The following is a 16,237-nucleotide window of genomic DNA, read 5'->3' as shown; positions in this document are numbered from 1 at the left end:
GTGGCCATCGTATCACCTCATTGGACGGTTTTCGAGTCGCGGACGTCGAAGTCCTTCTGCGTCCCGACGTTGTCGCGGTCCTGCGGGAACTCCAGCGCCGACAGGTCGACGCCCATGTTGAGCTCGTCGACGAGTTCCTGCGTCGCCGGCCGCACCTTCACCATCGCCGCCTTCGTCTCCTGCATCTGCGTCTCGACGTCGTACCCCTTCGACGTGATGAGGTTCACGCTGTCGCCCAGCGCGAACGGTACCGTCCCGTCGGGGTAGCGCTCCTCTAAGCTCTTGCCGCGCCAGACGCCGCCCCAGTGGAACGGGAGGAACGTCTCGCGGTCGTTCGGGCGGTTCGTCACCCGCGCCTTCACGAGAATCGACCCGCGGTCGGTCGTCGAGACGACGACCAGGTCGCCACCGTCGACGCCGAGTTCCTCGGCCATGTTCGGCGTTATCTCGGCGTACATGTGCGGTTGCAGGTCCGCCAGGAAGATGTTCGAGCGGCTCTCGGAGCCGCCGCCCTGGTGTTCGACCTGCCGTCCCGTCGTCATGATGACGTCGAAGCCGTTCTCGGCGGCTTTCCGCGTCGCATCTTCCTGGACCGTCGCGTTGTCCTGGTCGAGGCGGTAGAAGTTCCGCTGCTGGCCGTTCGCCGGCCACCGCTCGACGAGGTCCGGTCGCGGACTCTCGATGGGTTCGCGGTGGACCGGAATCGGGTCGAGGAAGTTCCACGCGACCGCGCGAGCCTTCGCCCGACCCGTCGGCGGGTCCGGCTGTTTGAAGTCGTAGGGGCGGTAGTCGTCGAGGTCGAACTCCGCCCAGTCGAAGCGCTCGTTCATGTCACGCGCGGCGTCGAGCACCGACTTCGTCGGGTCGAGCGCGTACCGCGTCGGGAGGTTCGGCGCGTCGGCGTTCTCCAAATCTTCGGGCAGCGTCGTCGTGAAGCCGGGATACTGCGGGACGCCGCGAATCGGCCCCGACCCGTTCCACCAGTCGGGGTTAAACGAGTCGCGAAGCAGGTTCAACCCCTCCTCACCCTGCTGGTCGAACGTCGCTCGGAGCGGGTAGTCCTGCGAGGGCGTCGTCATCTCGTTCCACTCCTGCGGGTTCGGCGCGGTCGTCCCCCACCGGGCGCGGAAGTCGTGGCCGCCCTCGTTGGGGTCTAAGTCGTCGGTCCAGATGATGGGCGTGCCGGGGTGGCCCTCGCCCCAACAGGGCCACGGGAGTTGCCAGAACTCGCCTTCGTGCGGCCCCTGGGTCGCCTTCAGGTCCTCGGTGCTGAACGCCCAGTCGTACTCGCGCTGGCTCTCCAGTCGCTCGGGGTCCTGCTGATAGCCGATGGTTCGAACGCCGAGGTTGATCTCCCGGAGCACGTCCTGATACGTGCTCTTGCCGCTGTACAGTTCGGGTCCGGTTCCCCAGTCGAAGTGGTCGCCGAAGCCGAGTCGGTCGGCGAGTTCCTGCATTATCTGCAGGTCGGGTTTCGTGTTGTGCGAGGGGTTGCGAACCGGGTCGCTCCACTGCACCGACCGGTGGGAGTTCGTCAGCGAACGGTAGTGTTCGTACTGACTCGCCGCCGGGAGGATGATGACGCCGTCGGAGCGGTCGGCCATCACCGACGCCAGCGAGGGGAACACGTCGACGACGACCAGCAAGTCGAGCAGGTCCATCCCGTCGCGCATCTGCTCCATCTCGCTGATGGAGTTCGCCGAGTGGCCCCAGAAGAACGCCGCCTTCACCGGGTTCGGCTGGTAGATTGGCGTCTCGTTGAGTCGCTGTTCCTGCGGGAGCGCGGCGTCGAACCACCGGGCGACGGTCAGCCCGTTCTGGAACATCATCGACCGCTCGCTCGGGAACGAGTCGTCGATTTCGTCGTCGCTCGGGCCCGCGGCGCTGGATTCGTCGGGGTTCGACGACTTGTCGTAGTTGACGTACTCGTCCTGTCGGGCGTACTGATCGCTCGGCATCAGGTCGTAGCGGTCGTACAGTTCGCGGAAGCTGATACTGCCGCTCGTGTACGGACTCTGCGACCAGACGTCGGCCCAGTACTGCCACGACCCGGCCGACGACACCGAGTAGTAGCCCGGCAGGATGTGGCTCGCAACCGCGAGGTCGGTCGCCCCCTGGACGTTCGCGTGCCCGCGCATCACCTGCAGGCCGCCGCCGCTGCGGGCGGCGCTGCCGGAGGCGAGACTCGCCAGCGCGTACGACCGGATGTTCTGCGTCCCGTTGTTGTGCTGGGTGCCGCCCATCGCCCACTCTATCTGGACGTTCGGCTTGTTCTCGATGACGAGGTCGCCCAACTCCCGGATCTGTTCCTCGCTTATCCACGTGATGTCGGCGACGGTTTCGAGGTCGTACTGGTCGAGGTTGCGGTCGATGTCCGGCCAGCCGTTCACCCGTCCGTTCAGCATCTCCCGGTCGAGTTCGTCCTGTTCGCGCAGGTAGTACATCAGCCCCATCATCAGCGCCACGTCCGTCCCCGGGCGGATGCGGTAGAAGTGGTCGGCGTGCGCCGACGTCTTCGTGAAGCGCGCGTCGACGGAGGCGATGGTGCCGCCGCGACGCTGGCCTTCGAGGATGTGCTGCATCGCAATCGGGTGCGCCTCGGCGGGGTTCTGCCCGATGATGATGTTGAGGTCGAAGTTGCGGTAGTCGTTGATAGTGTTCGTCATCGCGCCGTAGCCCCACGTGTTCGCGAGGCCGGCGACCGTCGTCGAGTGGCAGATGCGCGCCTGGTGGTCGCAGTTGTTCGTCCCGTACAGCGACGCGAGTTTCCGGAACGCGTACGCCTCCTCGTTGGAGTGGTGCGCGCTGCCGAGCCACATCGTGCTGTCCGGGCCGTACTCTTCGCGGATGCGCTCGAGTTCGCTCGCGATCTCGTCGTACGCCTGCGACCAGGAGATCTTCCGCCACTCGCCGTCGACTTTCTTCAGCGGATGTTTCAGCCGCTTCGGCGAGTGTTCGCTCCCGTAGATGGCCGCCCCTTTCGAGCAGAGCGACCCGTTGTTGATGGGGTTCTCGTGCCAGGGCTCCTGTCCGACGAACGCGTTGCCCTTCCGTTCGGCGCGGAAGCCGCAGCCGACCGCGCAGAAGTTGCAGATCGTCTTCGTCAGTTCCCCCTCCGTGTCGGTGCCGTCCGTCTCACCCTCCTCGCTCTGGGCGAGCGCCTGTCCGGCACCGCCCCCGCCGAGAGCGACGGCACCCGCGAGCGCGCTCGCCTTGAGGAAGGACCGCCTGTCCAAGTCCAGCGAAACCGGTTCTGTGCTCATTTCTGAGTGTCTCGTTCGGTCGTTCTCTCGTCCCGATTCGACTCGCCTCGTTTTCGTCGTGGGCGCATGCGTTGGTAAGATATCTGCTAGCAAAGACCATTAAATTACGGGAGGAATGTCCCATTAACCCGTTCCGCGGGCGAGATTACCGTATGGTAGCGGATTGTTGGCACGCAAAGGCTTTCGTGGGTGCTACGAGTTGTCGTGGGTATGAACGTCGGCGCTTTCGTCTGCTCGTGCGGCGACACCTGCGACATCGACCTGGAACGCGCGCGAGACGGCGTCCGCGACGTGGACGTCGTCGCCAGTTCGACACTCCTGTGCGAGGACGGCCTCCCCGCGATGGCGCAACTCGTCGACGAGTACGAACTCGACCAGTTGCTCGTCACCGCCCCGGATTCGGGCTGCCAACGGCGCTTCCGTGCGCTCGCGGAGGAGAAAGGCCTCCACCCGGAGGCCACCTCGTTCGTCGACCACCGCGCGGGCGCGGGGTGGGTTCACGAGCGCGACGCGGCCACGGACAAGACCGCTCGTCTGCTGAACGCGCGCCGCGCCGGACTCGAACACGAGGCGGCGACCCGAACCGTCACGGGCGAGGCCGGCGACGCCGTCGTCGTCGTCGGCGACGCCGAGACGGCCGCCGCGCTCGCAGACTCCGCCGAGGTGACGCTCGTCGCCGACGGTCGCGACTTCCACGGCGTCGACGCCGACCTCTCGGACGTGACCGTCGAACGCGGCCGCGTCGTCGGCGTCGAGGGCGAGTTCGGCGAGTTCGAGGTGACGCTCCGAGCGGAGGTGACGGAGGACTGCGTCTCCTGCATGAAGTGCGTGAAGGAGGGGCCCGGCGGGATGCTGACGCGCTACCCCGTCGACGTCGACCCCGAGGCTCCCGGCGGCGAGTGGGAGGAGTGCTGTCCGACCGACGCCATCGACCGCTCGGGCGTCGAACGAACCATCGACGCCGACCAGGTGGTCTCCCCCGACTCGCCCTCGGTCGCCCGCGGCGGCCGACTCGGCTTCTACACCGGCCCCGTCGACGCCGGAACCGTCGCGGCCGTCGAGAGTCTCCTCGGCGGCGTCACGAAACCGAAGTATCTCGACTTGGAGCTGGACGTCTGCGCCGCGGGCGAGTCGAGCCAGCGGGGCTGTACCGCCTGTACCGACGCCTGCCCCCACGACGCCGTCCGGCGACCGACCGTCGACTCCGTCGAGTTCGACGAGGTGGCGTGTCAGGACTGCGGCGCGTGTACGAGCGCCTGCCCGACGGGCGCGACGATGCTCCGCGAACCCTCGAACGAGCGCCTCGCCCGCGAGGTCGAAGCCCTTCTCGACGTCAAGGAGCAGGGCGGCGGTTGGCTGTTCAGCCGGGGTGAGAAGGGAATCGAGACGCCGGTTATCGCGTTCGTCTGTTCGGAGCGCGCCGCCGACGCGCTCCGCGCCTACGGCCGCCGCGCCGCCAGCGGTACCGACCTCACCTACCCGCCCATCCTGCCCGTCTCCGTGAACTGCACCGACACCGTCGGCGAAGCGCACGTGCTGCACGCGCTCGCTGCGGGGGCTGACGGCGTCGCCATCGTCGGCTGCGGGGACAGTTGTCTGCACTCCGGGCCGGACCCGAAAGCCGAACTCGTCGAGCGGCTGAACCGCGCGACGGCCGACCTCGGCCTCGGCGAGCGCGTCGGGTTCTTCGCGCCCGGCCCCGACGACCACGAGTCGTTCGTCGAAGCGGTCGAAGGGTTCGTCGAGGGCCTCTCGGAGACGCCGGTTCCGGCGGGCGAACACCGCGCGACGGGCGTCGTCCGCGACGACAAGCCGAACCCGGCGTTCAACACCCACGACTGGGCGCTGGAGAGCGTTCGAGCCATCGTCGACCGCGCCGACCCCGACCAGGACGTGATTCGGGGGCTGGAGACGTTCGGACTGATGGCGGTGAGCGACGCGTGCAACCTCACGCCGACCTGTTCGACGCTCTGTCCGACCGACGCCATCCGGCGGACGGCCGACGGCGACCTACAGTTCAGCCACGAGGACTGCGTCAACTGCGGGCTCTGCGAGGAGGGCTGTCCGGAGACGGCCATCACCATCGAGACGGGGTTGGACCTCTCTCGACTCCCCGAGCGCAACGACGGCGAGCGCTGGGAGACGGTGTACGAGGGCGAGATGGCCGAGTGCGTCCGCTGCGGGAAGCCGTTCGCCAGTCGGGGCTCCATCGAGAAGGTGAAAGGCGAAGTCGGCGACGTGGTCGAAGGCGTCGCGCCGAACGCCGACGCGAGCGTCTTCGACTACTGCGGGGACTGTCGCGCCGGGCTACTGTTCGAACACGGAGGTGGCCGGTGATGGACGACGCCGCCGTCTACGACGCCCGCCTCGAACTGCTGGACTTCGTCGTCGAGGTGTTCTGGGACGTCCCCGACGAGTCGTTCCTCTCGAACCTGCTCGGCGACGGCCTCCAGCTGCCGGACGCGGAGGTGAACGAGTCGTTGGACGAGGGGTTCGACCTGCTTCGACAGTTCGTCGCCGACAACGAGGGCCGCGACCCGGCGGCGGTCCGCGACGAGCTGGCGCGAGAGTACACGCGGGTGTTCGTCGGACCGCGTCCGCCCGTCCTGGCGCACGAGACGTACTACCGCGAGGACACCGACTTCATCGGCGAGGGGCTGGCGAGAGTCGAAGCCAGTTACGGCGCCGCCGGTTGGAAACCCCCCGAGGAGTACGGCGAGGAGAACGACTTCATCGCCGTCGAACTCGCGTTCCTCCGCTACCTCGTCGAACGACAGTACCACGGGGCCGAGGAGGCGTTCGGCTACGAACGCGTCTTCCTCGACGAGCATCTGTCCGCGTGGCACGAGGCGTTCGTCGACGACGTGCTCGACGAGACGGAGGAACCGCTGTTCCGGGCGGCGGCGCTCGTCTTCGACGGTCTCGTCGAGTTCGAAGACGAACTCGTCGCGCAGATGGTCTCGTAGGGACTCGCGTCGCTGGCTGTCGCTCGCGGGTGTCGAGTACCGATTGTCAGCCAGCGAGTCGAGCACAAGAACGACTTGCCGAGACTCCGCCCCCCATCGGGCCGCAGAGCGGAACGTGCTGACAACCGAATCGGTGTACGCTTTCACCTATAGAAAACCTGATTCCATAACAGATTGGGACTGTCCGCCGGGCGGCCGCATCGCGCGGGACCGTTCAGCGTCGGTCGGCCGCGTAGACGACGCCGAACCCCGAAACGAGGGAGAGGCCGAGGAACACCATCGTCACCGGCATCAGTAAGCTCATCGCCTGTTCCATCCGAAAGTACCACTCCCAGGTCGCGTACGACTCGGCGACGATGGCGACGACGGCGACACCCAACACAGATAGGACGAGTCCGGCGACGGAGACCGCGGCGAACCGGCGAAGCGCGGCGACCGAGCGGCTACGCATCGAACCACCACCGAGAGACGAACAGTGCCGCCGTGAGCGGCACGAGCGGCACCATCAACGCCGCGACGAACAGACCCATGTAACTGATAGTCGATTCGAGATGTATCGCCCAGTGCCAGGTCCCTTTCAGTTCGGCAATGACCGCGACGGTTCCGACGACGAGCAGCGAAAAGCACAGCAGCGACGCGAGGAGGTACACCGTCGCCCGGAGGTAGTAGAGCGTCCGCTCGGCGCTCGGAACGGCGGCGGCGAACGACCGAGACGCGCCGCTCACGACTCGTACTCCCCGTACGCGCGGTAGGCGTCGTACGCGACGAATCCGAGGACGACGGCTCCGAACCCGAGCGAGACGAGCGCGACCTCCAGCGAGATCGGCCCGTTGATACCCGTCACGCCCCGGGCGTGAAGGAGTGTCGGAAACATCGTTGACGGAGGTTGTGCGAGCGAGCGAATAAATGTACGGTCGATGGGAGTTTCGAACGGCAAACGTGACAGTGTACCGAACCGACAGACAGTTTTTTGCGAACGCCGCCACTGCAGTACACAGATACCGTGGTCTCCCGACGCACTGCGCTCAGTCGTCTCGCAGTCGTGACAGGAGCCGCCGGCTTCGCGGGGTGTAGCCGTCTGTTGGACCCGGCGACCGGCCCCGGCGTCGAGGGACTCGCCGCCAACCCGCGGAGCGACCGCCTCCCGGACCGCCAGTTCGCGCAGAGCGAGTACCTCCCGACCGACGACTCGGGCAACGAGTTGCAGGCTCGGTACCGCCGCGTGCTCCTCCTCGACATGCGCCGAGACCCGTCGGTCGAAGACGCGCGAACCGTCGAGCGTGCGATGCGGACGCTCGAAGCGGCGTACGACTGGCACCACGAGGGACTGTTCCACGCGCTGGCGTGGGGGACGAACTACTTCGAGCGCGTCGGCGAACTCTCGCACGTCCCCGTCTCGCCGCCGCAGGTGCTGTCGCGGACGGACGAACCGAACCTCCAGTCGTTCGACGCCGCGCTCGTCTTGGAGAGCGACCTGCCGTCGAACCTCGCGGCCGCCGAGAACGCGCTGTTCGGTTCCCGGAGCCGAATCGGAGGCGAGTCGGTCGACCACCGCCTCGGCGACGTGTTCGGCGTCCGCGGCCGCCGGACCGGCTTCCTCGGCGAGGGGCTCCCGGCCGAACACGCCGACGCCGAGGGCGTCCCCGGCGACGCGCTGACCGGCGAGGAGCAGATGTTCATGGGCTTCTTCTCGGGGCGCAAGCGGACCCAACCGAGAGAAGAGAGCGTCGCCATCCCGGAGGGGCGGTTCGTCGACGGAACGACGATGCACCTCAGTCGGCTGACGGTGAACCTCCGCGACTGGTACGGCGCGTTGACCGAGCGGGAGCGCATCCAGCGGATGTTCTCGCCGGAGTTCACCGAAGACGACGTGGCGAACCTCACCGACGACGTCCCGTTCTCCGACCGGGTCCGCGAACACGCCCGCGACCACGACGTCGTCGGCCACCACGAGAAAGTCGCGCAGGTCCGCCGCGACGACACCGACGAACCGCTGGTGCTCCGCCGCGACTTCAACACCGTCGACGGCGGGAAGCCCGGCGTCCACTTCGTCGCCTTCCAGCGGGAACTCGACGACTTCCGGCGGACGCGAAAGGCGATGAACGGCTGGTACGTCCGCGACGACAGTCCGGCGATAACCGACCGCGAACACAACGGCATCCTCAACTTCGTCCGCGTCACCTCGCGGGCGAACTTCTACGTCCCCGCGCGGAACGACCGCTCGTTCCCGCTGCTTTGAGCCGTCGCAGAAAAGTGGTCGTCGGCCGCCGCCGGCCTCACTCCGTCGGCTCGACGTCGTCGTCGAGGAGACCGAGTTTCGATTTCAGTTCCCGCGAGAACACCGGCTTGCCGTCGACTTCGCCCTGGTTGATCTCCTGCGGACCGGTCTCGTACTCCCAGACGGCGTGGCCTTTGTACTCGTCCATCGCCGCCGTCGGTCGCCACCCGCTGTCCTTCTTCGCCATGTGCGAACGGTTCGCAGTGCGTCGTGTTAATAGTTCGTGTGGCGGAGCGCGCCTCGGTCGAGGGTTCGGCAGGACGCGCGGCTCACTTCGGCGGGGCGTTCGAGGGCCGTTTCGCGTCGTCGTCCAGGAAGACGCGGGCGAACAGGTCGACGTGGAGGCCGAGCACCGTCGCCTCGTCGACGCCCGTTCGCTCCGCGTGCGACGAGAGCAACGCCGCCAGTTCGTCGCTGGGTTCGTAGCGAAGTTCGCCGTCCTCGACCGCGAACTCGACCTCGTGCGCGCCGGAGACGAGGTGTTCGACCTCCAAGAGCGCCTGTTCGGCTTTCACTTCGCAGGCGTCCTCGGGGTCCATGAGGCGCGTGTCGGCCCACTCCTCGGCCGCCTCGCGGAACCGCTCCGAGAGCGGGACGGCGAGCGTCAAAACGACACACCCCCCTCGTCGGCGAACGCGACGGTCCAGGCCGTCTGCTTTTCGCAGACCGGACAGCGCATCGTCAGCGTCGACTCGTCGAAGCGGCCGAACCGACCGAGTTGACCGCACTCGGTGCACTCGAACTGCGTCATCTCACTTCTCCGGCGGCCACGTGCTCGGCGCGGGGTCGGACTCGCCGAGTTCGCTGAACAGCACTAACAGGACGCCGACGAAGACGGCCATCACGACGAGACCGACGAGACCGCCCATCGCGCCCGTCCCGGCGGTCGGCGTCGTCCACGTGAGCGGCGACTCGACGAGCGAGAACACCCGTACCGCGGTGAGTGTCAACCACGCCATCGCGGCGACGATGCCGAACGTGAGCACCCACGACTGGCGGAAACCGTTTCTGAGGCTCATGCTGCGTGCTAATGCGTGTCGATATCACAAAAATGTACGTGCGTCCGTCAGGTATCGCTGGATTTCGCTGCGTCGTCGGCCTCCCCACCCGCGTCAGTCTTGCCACCCGCGTCAGTCTTGCTACCCGCGTCGCCCTCGTCACCCGCGTCGGCCTCACCGCCCCCCGTCGCGTTCTTCGCGTTCGTCGCCGTCTCGGTCGACGAGCGGCCATCCGGCCTTCTCGGCGGCGGTCTCCAGCGGGACGAACTCCCACCCGCTCTCCTCGGCGACGTACTCGTCGACGCCCGCGACGCCGACGACGACCATCCGCTCGGCGAAGAACATCGAGTGGCCGTCGATACCGGCGAGTCGCTCCGCCGGACCGGTGCCGGTGCCGTTGAAGAAGTCGACGTCGACGACCGACTCGCGCTGGAACTTGGTGATGACGTGGGCGTCCACGTCGCCGACGATGCCGACCCAGTCGGTCCACCCCTCCGCGTCGGCGAAGGCGGCCGCCGGGTTCTCCAGCCGTTTCACGGCTTCGTACGTCAGCGCCATCGTCATCTCGGAGGGTCCGCTCCCGTGCGGTCCCGTCGGCTCCGGTTCCACGTCGTCGTCCTCACCGTCTTCGCCGTCGTCGCCGCCCGCGTCGTCGGCGTCGACGGTCCCCGACGCCGCGCCTCCCGCGCCCCCGCCCTCGATGGGGATGCCGACCGGACTGTCGTCGTTGGTTCGCGGCACGCGCGGAATCGCGCGGTGGTCCGTCCCGGCATCATCCCCCGAGTCCGTCGGGGTGGCGTCGCCGTCGAGTGAGTCGGGCGAATTAGGCGATCCGACCGCGTCAGACGACTCGACCACGTCCGACGACCCGACCGCGTCGTCGCCCGACCCGTCGGTCCCCGTCTCGTCGTCGGGGTCGCCTTCGCCCTTCCAGAACCAGTCGCCGCGTTTGGGCCGCTCCGCGTCGCTGTCGGTCGATACGTCCAGTTCGTCGAGGTCGATGCTATCTGTCATCTGTGTCGTGTCGGTCGTGTCGGTCGTGTCGGCGGTCCGCGACGGTCGTCGTGTCGCGCCCCGCGTTCGTCGTCGTCGCCTCCTCGGCCAGTGGCGTCGCCTCGTCGACGACGCCGCCGAGGCCGAGTCGCTCGACCGTCGCCCGGGTCGGGCGACCGTCGGGGCCCCACCCGCGGGCGGCGTAGTAGGCGTCGAGCAGTCGCTCGAACGCCTCGGGGTCGACGGCGCGTCCGGCGGCGGGGCCCTCCGAGAGCGGTCGGCGAAGCGCCTCCGGGAGCGCGTCGTCGCTCCGGTCGAACCCCTCGCGGACGTTGAACAGGCGGACGAGCGTCCAGATTCGTTCGCCGGTTCGGCTCAGTTCGTCGGCGTCGTGCGGTAGTCCGACCGCGTCCAGCCACTCCCGACCGAGGTCGTCCCACATCGTCTCCCCGACGAAGTCGTCGGCGACGAGGCTCCAGAGGACGGAGCGGACGGTCTGCGCGCCCGCGACGGCCTCGACGACGTCGGCGTCGTCCCACGCCTCGAACACCTCGCGCTCGACCGGTCTGGCTCGGCGGTGGCAGGCCCCGCGGTCGCTCGTCGCGTACGCCAGCGCCATCCCGATCGCGCCACGAGGGTCGTACGACGGCAGTTCCATCGACTTGACCGTCGGGACGAGGTCGTCGCCGCCGTAGCGCGCCGCGGCGTCGGCGACGCCCTCGGCGAGCGCGTCGGCCAGTTCGCCGTCGCGTGCGGCGATTGCGTCGAGCAGGCGGCGGGCCGCCTCGTCGTCGCCGAAGCGGGCGTCGGTCTCGACGAGGCCGGCGTCGGCGGCGCGGATAGCCCACGCGACGGCGTTTCCGGCGCTGATGACGTCGACGCCGAGGCGGTCGCACGTCTCGCCGAGCGACGCGACGGCGTCGAACTCCTCGACGCCGAGTCCGGCACCGAGCGTCATCGGCGTCGCCCCACGCGGGACGCTCTCGCCCTCGCCCTCGTCGTCGTCGTCTCCGGTCCGGACGCGGAAGCCGCCGGGTGCGGTCTCCGTGTCGCGTTCGCGGCCGACGGCCGCCTCGCGCGCCGCCTCGATGCCGATGTTCTCGGCGGCGTCGAACTGGCCGCACTGCCAGCCCTCGGTGGCGAGGACGCCGACCTCGTTGGCGAAGTCGACGCTCTCCAAGGTCTCGCCCGCGGCCTGCCAGCGCCCCGTGTCGTGGTCTTCGTAGCGACGTTCGTACCGGTCGCGCAGTTCCGCGAGCGCCGGCGGTATCTCGGGCGCGTCGCCGCGGGCGACGACGGCCTTCAGTCGCTTCGACCCCATCACCGCGCCCGCGCCGCCGCGTCCGGCGTGGTGGTCGCCGCCGTCGGAGGCGATGGTCGCGTAGGCGACTTCGGACTCGCCGGCCGGCCCGATGCACGCGACGGCGGCGTCGGGAAACGCCGCGTCCGTCTCGACGGTGTCGCAGCCCCACAAGTCGTCGGCGGGTTCTATCGTCGCCGTGCCGCCGTCGACGACGAGCGCCACCGGCCGACTGGCGCGTCCGGTGACCAGGACTCCGAGACAGTCGTCGAGCGACCCGGCGAGGCGTTCGGGGAACGACCCGCCGCTGTAGGAGTCGAGAAAACCGCCGGTGAGCGGCGACTTCGTCACCGCCGCGTAGCGCGTCTCACCCGGGAGATACCCCGATAGCGGGCCGAGCACGAACGAGAGGAGGTTGTCGGGACCGAGCGGGTCGACGCCGGGTGCGAGCTCCGCGTAGAGGTAACGCGCGCCCAACCCCTTCCCGCCGAGGTAGCCGCGTCGCCACTCGTCGGGGACGCGCGCTCTCTCGACGGTCTCCGCCGAGAGGTCCACCCGCAGCACCGCGTCGCGCGTGGGCGTCGCCATCTGGTTTATAAATGATTCTTCACGGCAATAAACGTTGGCGGGGCGGCAGTCCGGACGACGGAGGGCGGTCCGAGGAGCGTTCGCCGACCGGCGCAAGAGGCATGTCCCGCGCTCTCGAACCGCCACGCATGCGCACGGGAGTCATCGTCGCCGGCGGCCGGTCGACCCGCTTCGGCGACGCCGACAAAGCGACCGCCGACCTCGCCGGAACGCCGATGATTCGCCGCGTCGGCGACCGACTCGCGGACGTCGTCGACGAACTTGTCGTCAACTGCCGCGCCGACCAGCGCGCGGCCATCCTCGACGCGTTCGAGAGCTACCCGCGTCCGGTCTCCGTCGCCGAGGACGAGACGCCCGACCAGGGGCCGGTGTCGGGGATTCGAACCGGCCTCCGCGCCGCCTCGGGCGAGTACGCCGTCGTCGTCGCTTGCGACATGCCGTTCGTCGACCCCGGCGTCGTCTCGTACCTGTTCGAGCGCGCCGAGGGCCACGACGCTGCCGTACCGCAGTTAGACGACCAGTGGTTCCAGACGACGCACGCTGTGTACCGAGCGACCGCGATGGCCGACGCCTGCGACGCGGCGCTCGAAGCGGGCGCGCGGAAGGTCGTCGACCCGCTGTTCGAGCTGGACTACGTCGTCGTCGACGAGACCGAGATTGCGGAACACGGGGAGTTGCGGACGTTCGAGAACCTGAACACGCGCGAGGAGTTCGAGGAGGCGGCCGCGGAGTTGGCAGGGGAGTAGCGTGAGTCCGAGAATGCGCAGAGAGACATCACGGGAGTGACTTTTATTACCGACCCGCGAGGCGATGAGAGTATGCGACGCCGCCAGTTCCTCGCGTCCGCCGCCGCCCTCCTCCCCGCCGCGTTCGGTGGGTGCGCCGCCCTCTCCGGAACCGACGTAATGAGCGGAAACGGACGACCAGCGGTCGCCTACGCGCCGACCGCCAGCGTTGAGATGACCGCCGTCGACGACGTAGACATCGCCGAACGAATCACCTACGAACTCGGGCCGCCGGACGCCCCACAGCACCGCTTCGTCGCCGACGTCGTCGAGAACGGGTCGACGACGACGGAGGGTACCGAACCGGAGATTCCAGCCGACGTGCTGGCCGTCTACGACGGAAGCGTCTATCAACTCGTCCAAACAGTCGAGAACCGCCAACACGCGACAGCGTACTCTGTCCTCATCGACATCGTCCAAGGATCAGTCGAGGAGGACGAAATTGTTCGGTTCGAGGACCTCCCGGCGGCCGACCGCGAGGTGTTCGCCGCTCGCGGCTTCGACGAGGGCGAGATTATCGGCATCGGGACGGGGCTCGTCTACACCGACGAGCAGCGCGAGGCGTCGGCGCTCGTCCCGGAGCCCGAGCACACCGTCATCGTCTGGGAGAACGGCGAACGAGCGCGGTTCAGCGTGGACGGCTCGCACGAAGTCGAACTGAAGACGTACCTGTACACGGCCGAGACTGTCGCGGAGGACGCCGCGGCGTACGGCCGAGAAGTCCGCGAATCGCACGAGTTCTCGCTGTCGGGGCTCTCGTCGGCCGAGCGGTCTGTCGTCGACGAGGCGGTCGAGTCCGAGCACGGATACACGGTCCCGCATGACGAGTCGCCGCCGGAGGCGCTCGTCTCGCTCGTCGACCGGTTCCGACCGCAGGACCCCGTCGAAGGCGGACAGGACGGGCGCACCAGCGGGTCGTACCCCGTCCGGTACAACGGTACGGTCCACTGGGCGAGTCTCTATGTGAACGAGAGTGTTTTCGAGAGTCAGGAAGACGAGACGTCGAACGAGAGCGCGTCGTAGCCCGTCGAATAGCCGTCTCCGGCGGATTACTCCACTACGTCGACGACCGGTCGCTCCTCGTCGAGTAACCGAGTCAGCACCACACGCTCTACGCGGTCACCCGCGCGCTCCAGCACCTTCGACGCGATGTCGCGCCCCACGTCCGCAAGTTCCGCGTCGTCGACTTTGTTCACGACCGGAATCGCCGTCGCTCCCTCGGGAACGCGCTTCAACCCGCCGTCGTCGCTGGCGAGGACGGCCGCGACCGTGTCGGCCGTAATCGTGTCTCCGGTGCCGATTCCGGCGATAGCTGCGACTCGCTCGGGTCGGTGAACCAGATTCTCGTCCAGCGGTTCGCCGACGACGTGCGCGCTGGCGATGGGCAGAACCGTGTCGGTCGTCTCCGGAATCTGCGGTTCCCTGTCGCTCGGGGCTTTGAAGTCGCGCATCCGTGCGCCGTCGGCTTTCACGAGCACCGGCCCGTCGTGCGCTGCGGCGAGACTATCGAGCAGTTCGTTCTCGTAGCCGTGGTACCGCACGTCGTCGGCCCGCCCGGGAACGAGGCCGAGCGGAAAGTCGTCGGCTGTCGCTCCTTCGAGCGCGGCAAGCGGGTCGTCGGTGACGACGACCGTCTCTACATTCTCTTCGAGCGACGGAATCGGGATTCGGACCGACGCGGTGACGACGGCCCGGTCGAGGCGCGAGGCCAGCGCGTACATCGTCGTCTTCTTGCCGCCCGCGCCGACGACGCAGGTCATCCTCTCGCGTGCAGCGAGGGCGTCTGCGAGGTGCATCGGCCGCTACCGCTTCCCGAAGCGGATGCCGTCCTCGACGAGGCGATGGTTCCGCTCGCGGTCGATCTGCTCGGTCAGCCAGTCGACTTCGTACAGCTGGAGCATCAAGTCGGCGTGGAGATTCCGCCACGCGATGGCGTAGATGGGCGACTGGCCCCACGCGCGCAGTTCGGGGACGAACTCGTCGTAGCGTTCGAGTTGCGACTCCAGGCGTTCGAGCGCGTCCGTGACGTACTCGGCGGCCTCGGCCTCGCCCTCCGCCTGGTCGATGGCACGGTTGATGCGCGACTCGATGCCGTCGACCGCGCGTTGCATGTCCTGAGCGGCGGCGTCGCTGTCGTCCGGCAGTGAGTCGAGGATGCGACGCGGGACGCCGAGTGAAACGTGTTCCATGGCTCGGAGTCACGCGGCCGCGTCTAAAAAGTTGGCTCGTCGGTCGTCCCGTCCGAGACCCCCCAACAGTTCTCGAACGGGGCGCTACGGGCGGAGTGCCCGAAGTCGTCGCTCGCGCGGCGTCACCCCAGCGAGGAGTTCGGCGCGTTCTGACCGCCGCCGCGCCGAGTTCGACGGAATCGGTGGTCCGCCAGCGACTCCCAGATGTCTTCGGCGGTGCATCGAGAGCCGCCGCCCGCCGGAGGTAGGTGACGACGGGAGCCGCCCGAGTCGTCGCTCCCCGCGACGTTGAACGGCTGTCCGCGCGTCTGCCCCCACGTCTCGCATTCGAGGACGTCGGAGCGGGCGGTGAGGTGGTCGGCCAGTGCGGCGATGCGCACCGGAATCTCGGTCACCTCGTGCTCACGTCGTTTCGGGTCGGCGACGGTGTTTACCCACTCCATCGCCTCGACGAACGCCGCGACCGCGGACGAACGGGTCTGCGTGAATCCGATGGTCGTGACGCTCGTCGCCTCGCCCGCGCTCTCACGACAGTACAGCTCCCACTCTCTGTTCGGCAGCCGAACGGCGTGCAGCGAGAGTCGCCACCGCTCGGGGACGAACTTCACTTCGTCGTCCGAGAGCGTCTCGCACATCCAGCCGTTCGGGACGACGATGTCAGTGGCCGTAGCGACCATCTTCGATCACCCCGTGAGTGCGCACCGGTGCGGTCGGCGCGGTCGCCTCCGCGAGGCGACCCGGGACGGTACCCTGCCTTTGGAGATCGCTGCCGTGGTATTGGATCTTTGACATGGCTCGTGCGTCGGCCCGGTCCGGAGGCCCGGTTCCGGTGGCCGTGATCCGACGGAGCGTCGTACCACACGACATCGAATAAATA

18 protein-coding genes are annotated in these 16,237 nt (G+C 68.2%); 5 read left to right on the top strand and 13 right to left on the bottom strand.

Features of this window, described 5'->3' with window-relative positions:
- Window positions 1-17: 17 nt before the first annotated feature.
- Window positions 18-3,263 carry a formate dehydrogenase subunit alpha gene (locus FCF25_RS02360; protein WP_137047213.1) on the bottom strand — a complete coding sequence of 1,082 codons (3,246 nt, stop codon included), beginning with the start codon at window positions 3,261-3,263 and terminating at the stop codon, window positions 18-20.
- 210 nt (window positions 3,264-3,473) lie between these two features.
- Between FCF25_RS02360 and FCF25_RS02355 the strand changes: the two genes are divergently transcribed.
- A complete protein-coding gene (locus FCF25_RS02355; protein WP_137047212.1) occupies window positions 3,474-5,600 on the top strand; it encodes a hydrogenase iron-sulfur subunit in 2,127 nt (708 codons plus the stop codon).
- On the top strand, window positions 5,600-6,229 hold the full coding sequence (locus tag FCF25_RS02350; RefSeq protein ID WP_137047211.1) for a molecular chaperone: 630 nt from the start codon (window positions 5,600-5,602) through the stop codon (window positions 6,227-6,229). Before FCF25_RS02355 ends, FCF25_RS02350 begins: the two co-directional genes overlap by 1 nt.
- 214 nt (window positions 6,230-6,443) lie before the next feature.
- Here FCF25_RS02350 and FCF25_RS02345 read toward each other — a convergent pair whose 3' ends face one another.
- Genes FCF25_RS02345 through FCF25_RS15470 form a run of 3 tightly spaced genes read right to left on the bottom strand, consistent with a single transcriptional unit; the run spans window position 6,444 to window position 7,103 of the window.
- Window positions 6,444-6,680, bottom strand: coding sequence for a hypothetical protein (locus FCF25_RS02345; RefSeq protein WP_137047210.1), 237 nt, complete (start codon window positions 6,678-6,680; stop codon window positions 6,444-6,446).
- Window positions 6,673-6,954 carry a hypothetical protein gene (locus FCF25_RS02340; RefSeq protein ID WP_117594573.1) on the bottom strand — a complete coding sequence of 94 codons (282 nt, stop codon included), beginning with the start codon at window positions 6,952-6,954 and terminating at the stop codon, window positions 6,673-6,675. Before FCF25_RS02340 ends, FCF25_RS02345 begins: the two co-directional genes overlap by 8 nt.
- The gene (locus FCF25_RS15470; RefSeq protein ID WP_157972726.1) at window positions 6,951-7,103 is read right to left on the bottom strand and encodes a hypothetical protein; all 153 of its coding nucleotides are present in this window, start codon (window positions 7,101-7,103) and stop codon (window positions 6,951-6,953) included. The genes FCF25_RS02340 and FCF25_RS15470 overlap by 4 nt, the downstream gene beginning before the upstream one ends.
- 168 nt (window positions 7,104-7,271) lie before the next feature.
- Between FCF25_RS15470 and FCF25_RS02335 the strand changes: the two genes are divergently transcribed.
- Window positions 7,272-8,468: a Dyp-type peroxidase gene (locus tag FCF25_RS02335; RefSeq protein WP_217353087.1), complete on the top strand. Its 1,197-nt coding sequence runs from the start codon at window positions 7,272-7,274 to the stop codon at window positions 8,466-8,468.
- A 37-nt stretch (window positions 8,469-8,505) separates the two neighbouring features.
- Here FCF25_RS02335 and FCF25_RS02330 read toward each other — a convergent pair whose 3' ends face one another.
- The 6 genes from FCF25_RS02330 to FCF25_RS02310 all read right to left on the bottom strand — a co-directional run bounded on the left by FCF25_RS02330 (window position 8,506) and on the right by FCF25_RS02310 (window position 12,386).
- Window positions 8,506-8,694: a hypothetical protein gene (locus FCF25_RS02330; protein WP_117594571.1), complete on the bottom strand. Its 189-nt coding sequence runs from the start codon at window positions 8,692-8,694 to the stop codon at window positions 8,506-8,508.
- Window positions 8,695-8,776: 82 nt separating this feature from the next.
- Window positions 8,777-9,115, bottom strand: a complete 339-nt coding sequence (locus tag FCF25_RS02325) for a hypothetical protein (RefSeq protein WP_117594570.1) — start codon at window positions 9,113-9,115, stop codon at window positions 8,777-8,779.
- Window positions 9,112-9,258 carry a hypothetical protein gene (locus FCF25_RS15465; RefSeq protein WP_157972725.1) on the bottom strand — a complete coding sequence of 49 codons (147 nt, stop codon included), beginning with the start codon at window positions 9,256-9,258 and terminating at the stop codon, window positions 9,112-9,114. The genes FCF25_RS02325 and FCF25_RS15465 overlap by 4 nt, the downstream gene beginning before the upstream one ends.
- A 1-nt stretch (window position 9,259) precedes the next feature.
- Window positions 9,260-9,526, bottom strand: a complete 267-nt coding sequence (locus FCF25_RS02320; protein WP_137047208.1) for a hypothetical protein — start codon at window positions 9,524-9,526, stop codon at window positions 9,260-9,262.
- 153 nt (window positions 9,527-9,679) lie between these two features.
- Window positions 9,680-10,519: a hypothetical protein gene (locus FCF25_RS15460; protein WP_168191193.1), complete on the bottom strand. Its 840-nt coding sequence runs from the start codon at window positions 10,517-10,519 to the stop codon at window positions 9,680-9,682.
- Window positions 10,509-12,386 (bottom strand): aldehyde ferredoxin oxidoreductase family protein, encoded by a 1,878-nt coding sequence (locus tag FCF25_RS02310; protein ID WP_137047207.1) that lies wholly within the window; start codon window positions 12,384-12,386, stop codon window positions 10,509-10,511. Before FCF25_RS02310 ends, FCF25_RS15460 begins: the two co-directional genes overlap by 11 nt.
- 128 nt (window positions 12,387-12,514) lie before the next feature.
- Between FCF25_RS02310 and FCF25_RS02305 the strand changes: the two genes are divergently transcribed.
- Together FCF25_RS02305 and FCF25_RS02300 are read left to right on the top strand one after the other, a co-directional pair.
- Entirely contained in the window at window positions 12,515-13,132 is a 618-nt protein-coding gene (locus FCF25_RS02305) for a molybdenum cofactor guanylyltransferase (RefSeq protein ID WP_137047206.1), read from the top strand.
- Between the two features lie 72 nt (window positions 13,133-13,204).
- A complete protein-coding gene (locus FCF25_RS02300) occupies window positions 13,205-14,194 on the top strand; it encodes a hypothetical protein (RefSeq protein ID WP_137047205.1) in 990 nt (329 codons plus the stop codon).
- A 26-nt stretch (window positions 14,195-14,220) separates the two neighbouring features.
- Here FCF25_RS02300 and yqeC read toward each other — a convergent pair whose 3' ends face one another.
- The 3 genes from yqeC to FCF25_RS02285 all read right to left on the bottom strand — a co-directional run bounded on the left by yqeC (window position 14,221) and on the right by FCF25_RS02285 (window position 16,037).
- Window positions 14,221-14,967 (bottom strand): selenium cofactor biosynthesis protein YqeC, encoded by a 747-nt coding sequence (gene yqeC / locus FCF25_RS02295; protein WP_137047204.1) that lies wholly within the window; start codon window positions 14,965-14,967, stop codon window positions 14,221-14,223.
- A gap of 6 nt (window positions 14,968-14,973) precedes the next feature.
- Window positions 14,974-15,360 carry a hypothetical protein gene (locus FCF25_RS02290; protein WP_117594565.1) on the bottom strand — a complete coding sequence of 129 codons (387 nt, stop codon included), beginning with the start codon at window positions 15,358-15,360 and terminating at the stop codon, window positions 14,974-14,976.
- Window positions 15,361-15,482: 122 nt separating this feature from the next.
- Window positions 15,483-16,037, bottom strand: coding sequence for a hypothetical protein (locus tag FCF25_RS02285; RefSeq protein WP_117594564.1), 555 nt, complete (start codon window positions 16,035-16,037; stop codon window positions 15,483-15,485).
- Between the last annotated feature and the right edge of the window lie 200 nt (window positions 16,038-16,237).

The organism is Haloprofundus sp. MHR1, assembly GCF_005155585.1.
GTDB lineage: Archaea > Halobacteriota > Halobacteria > Halobacteriales > Haloferacaceae > Haloprofundus > Haloprofundus halophilus.
The sequence above is the reverse complement of the archived record's forward strand: the minus strand, read 5'-3'. Positions and strand labels throughout refer to the sequence as shown.

Bases quoted from the DNA above. Each gene is read 5' to 3' on its own strand.
- FCF25_RS02360 (WP_137047213.1), bottom strand. From the start codon at position 3,263: ATGAGCACAGAACCGGTTTCGCTGGACTTGGACAGGCGGTCCTTCCTC.
- FCF25_RS02310 (WP_137047207.1), bottom strand. From the start codon at position 12,386: ATGGCGACGCCCACGCGCGACGCGGTGCTGCGGGTGGACCTCTCGGCG.
- FCF25_RS15460 (WP_168191193.1), bottom strand. From the start codon at position 10,519: ATGACAGATAGCATCGACCTCGACGAACTGGACGTATCGACCGACAGC.
- FCF25_RS02355 (WP_137047212.1), top strand. From the start codon at position 3,474: ATGAACGTCGGCGCTTTCGTCTGCTCGTGCGGCGACACCTGCGACATC.
- FCF25_RS15465 (WP_157972725.1), bottom strand. From the start codon at position 9,258: ATGACGCAGTTCGAGTGCACCGAGTGCGGTCAACTCGGTCGGTTCGGC.
- FCF25_RS02320 (WP_137047208.1), bottom strand. From the start codon at position 9,526: ATGAGCCTCAGAAACGGTTTCCGCCAGTCGTGGGTGCTCACGTTCGGC.
- FCF25_RS02305 (WP_137047206.1), top strand. From the start codon at position 12,515: ATGCGCACGGGAGTCATCGTCGCCGGCGGCCGGTCGACCCGCTTCGGC.
- FCF25_RS02290 (WP_117594565.1), bottom strand. From the start codon at position 15,360: ATGGAACACGTTTCACTCGGCGTCCCGCGTCGCATCCTCGACTCACTG.
- FCF25_RS02345 (WP_137047210.1), bottom strand. From the start codon at position 6,680: ATGCGTAGCCGCTCGGTCGCCGCGCTTCGCCGGTTCGCCGCGGTCTCC.
- FCF25_RS02330 (WP_117594571.1), bottom strand. From the start codon at position 8,694: ATGGCGAAGAAGGACAGCGGGTGGCGACCGACGGCGGCGATGGACGAG.
- yqeC (WP_137047204.1), bottom strand. From the start codon at position 14,967: ATGCACCTCGCAGACGCCCTCGCTGCACGCGAGAGGATGACCTGCGTC.
- FCF25_RS02285 (WP_117594564.1), bottom strand. From the start codon at position 16,037: ATGGTCGCTACGGCCACTGACATCGTCGTCCCGAACGGCTGGATGTGC.
- FCF25_RS02300 (WP_137047205.1), top strand. From the start codon at position 13,205: ATGCGACGCCGCCAGTTCCTCGCGTCCGCCGCCGCCCTCCTCCCCGCC.
- FCF25_RS15470 (WP_157972726.1), bottom strand. From the start codon at position 7,103: ATGTTTCCGACACTCCTTCACGCCCGGGGCGTGACGGGTATCAACGGG.
- FCF25_RS02350 (WP_137047211.1), top strand. From the start codon at position 5,600: ATGGACGACGCCGCCGTCTACGACGCCCGCCTCGAACTGCTGGACTTC.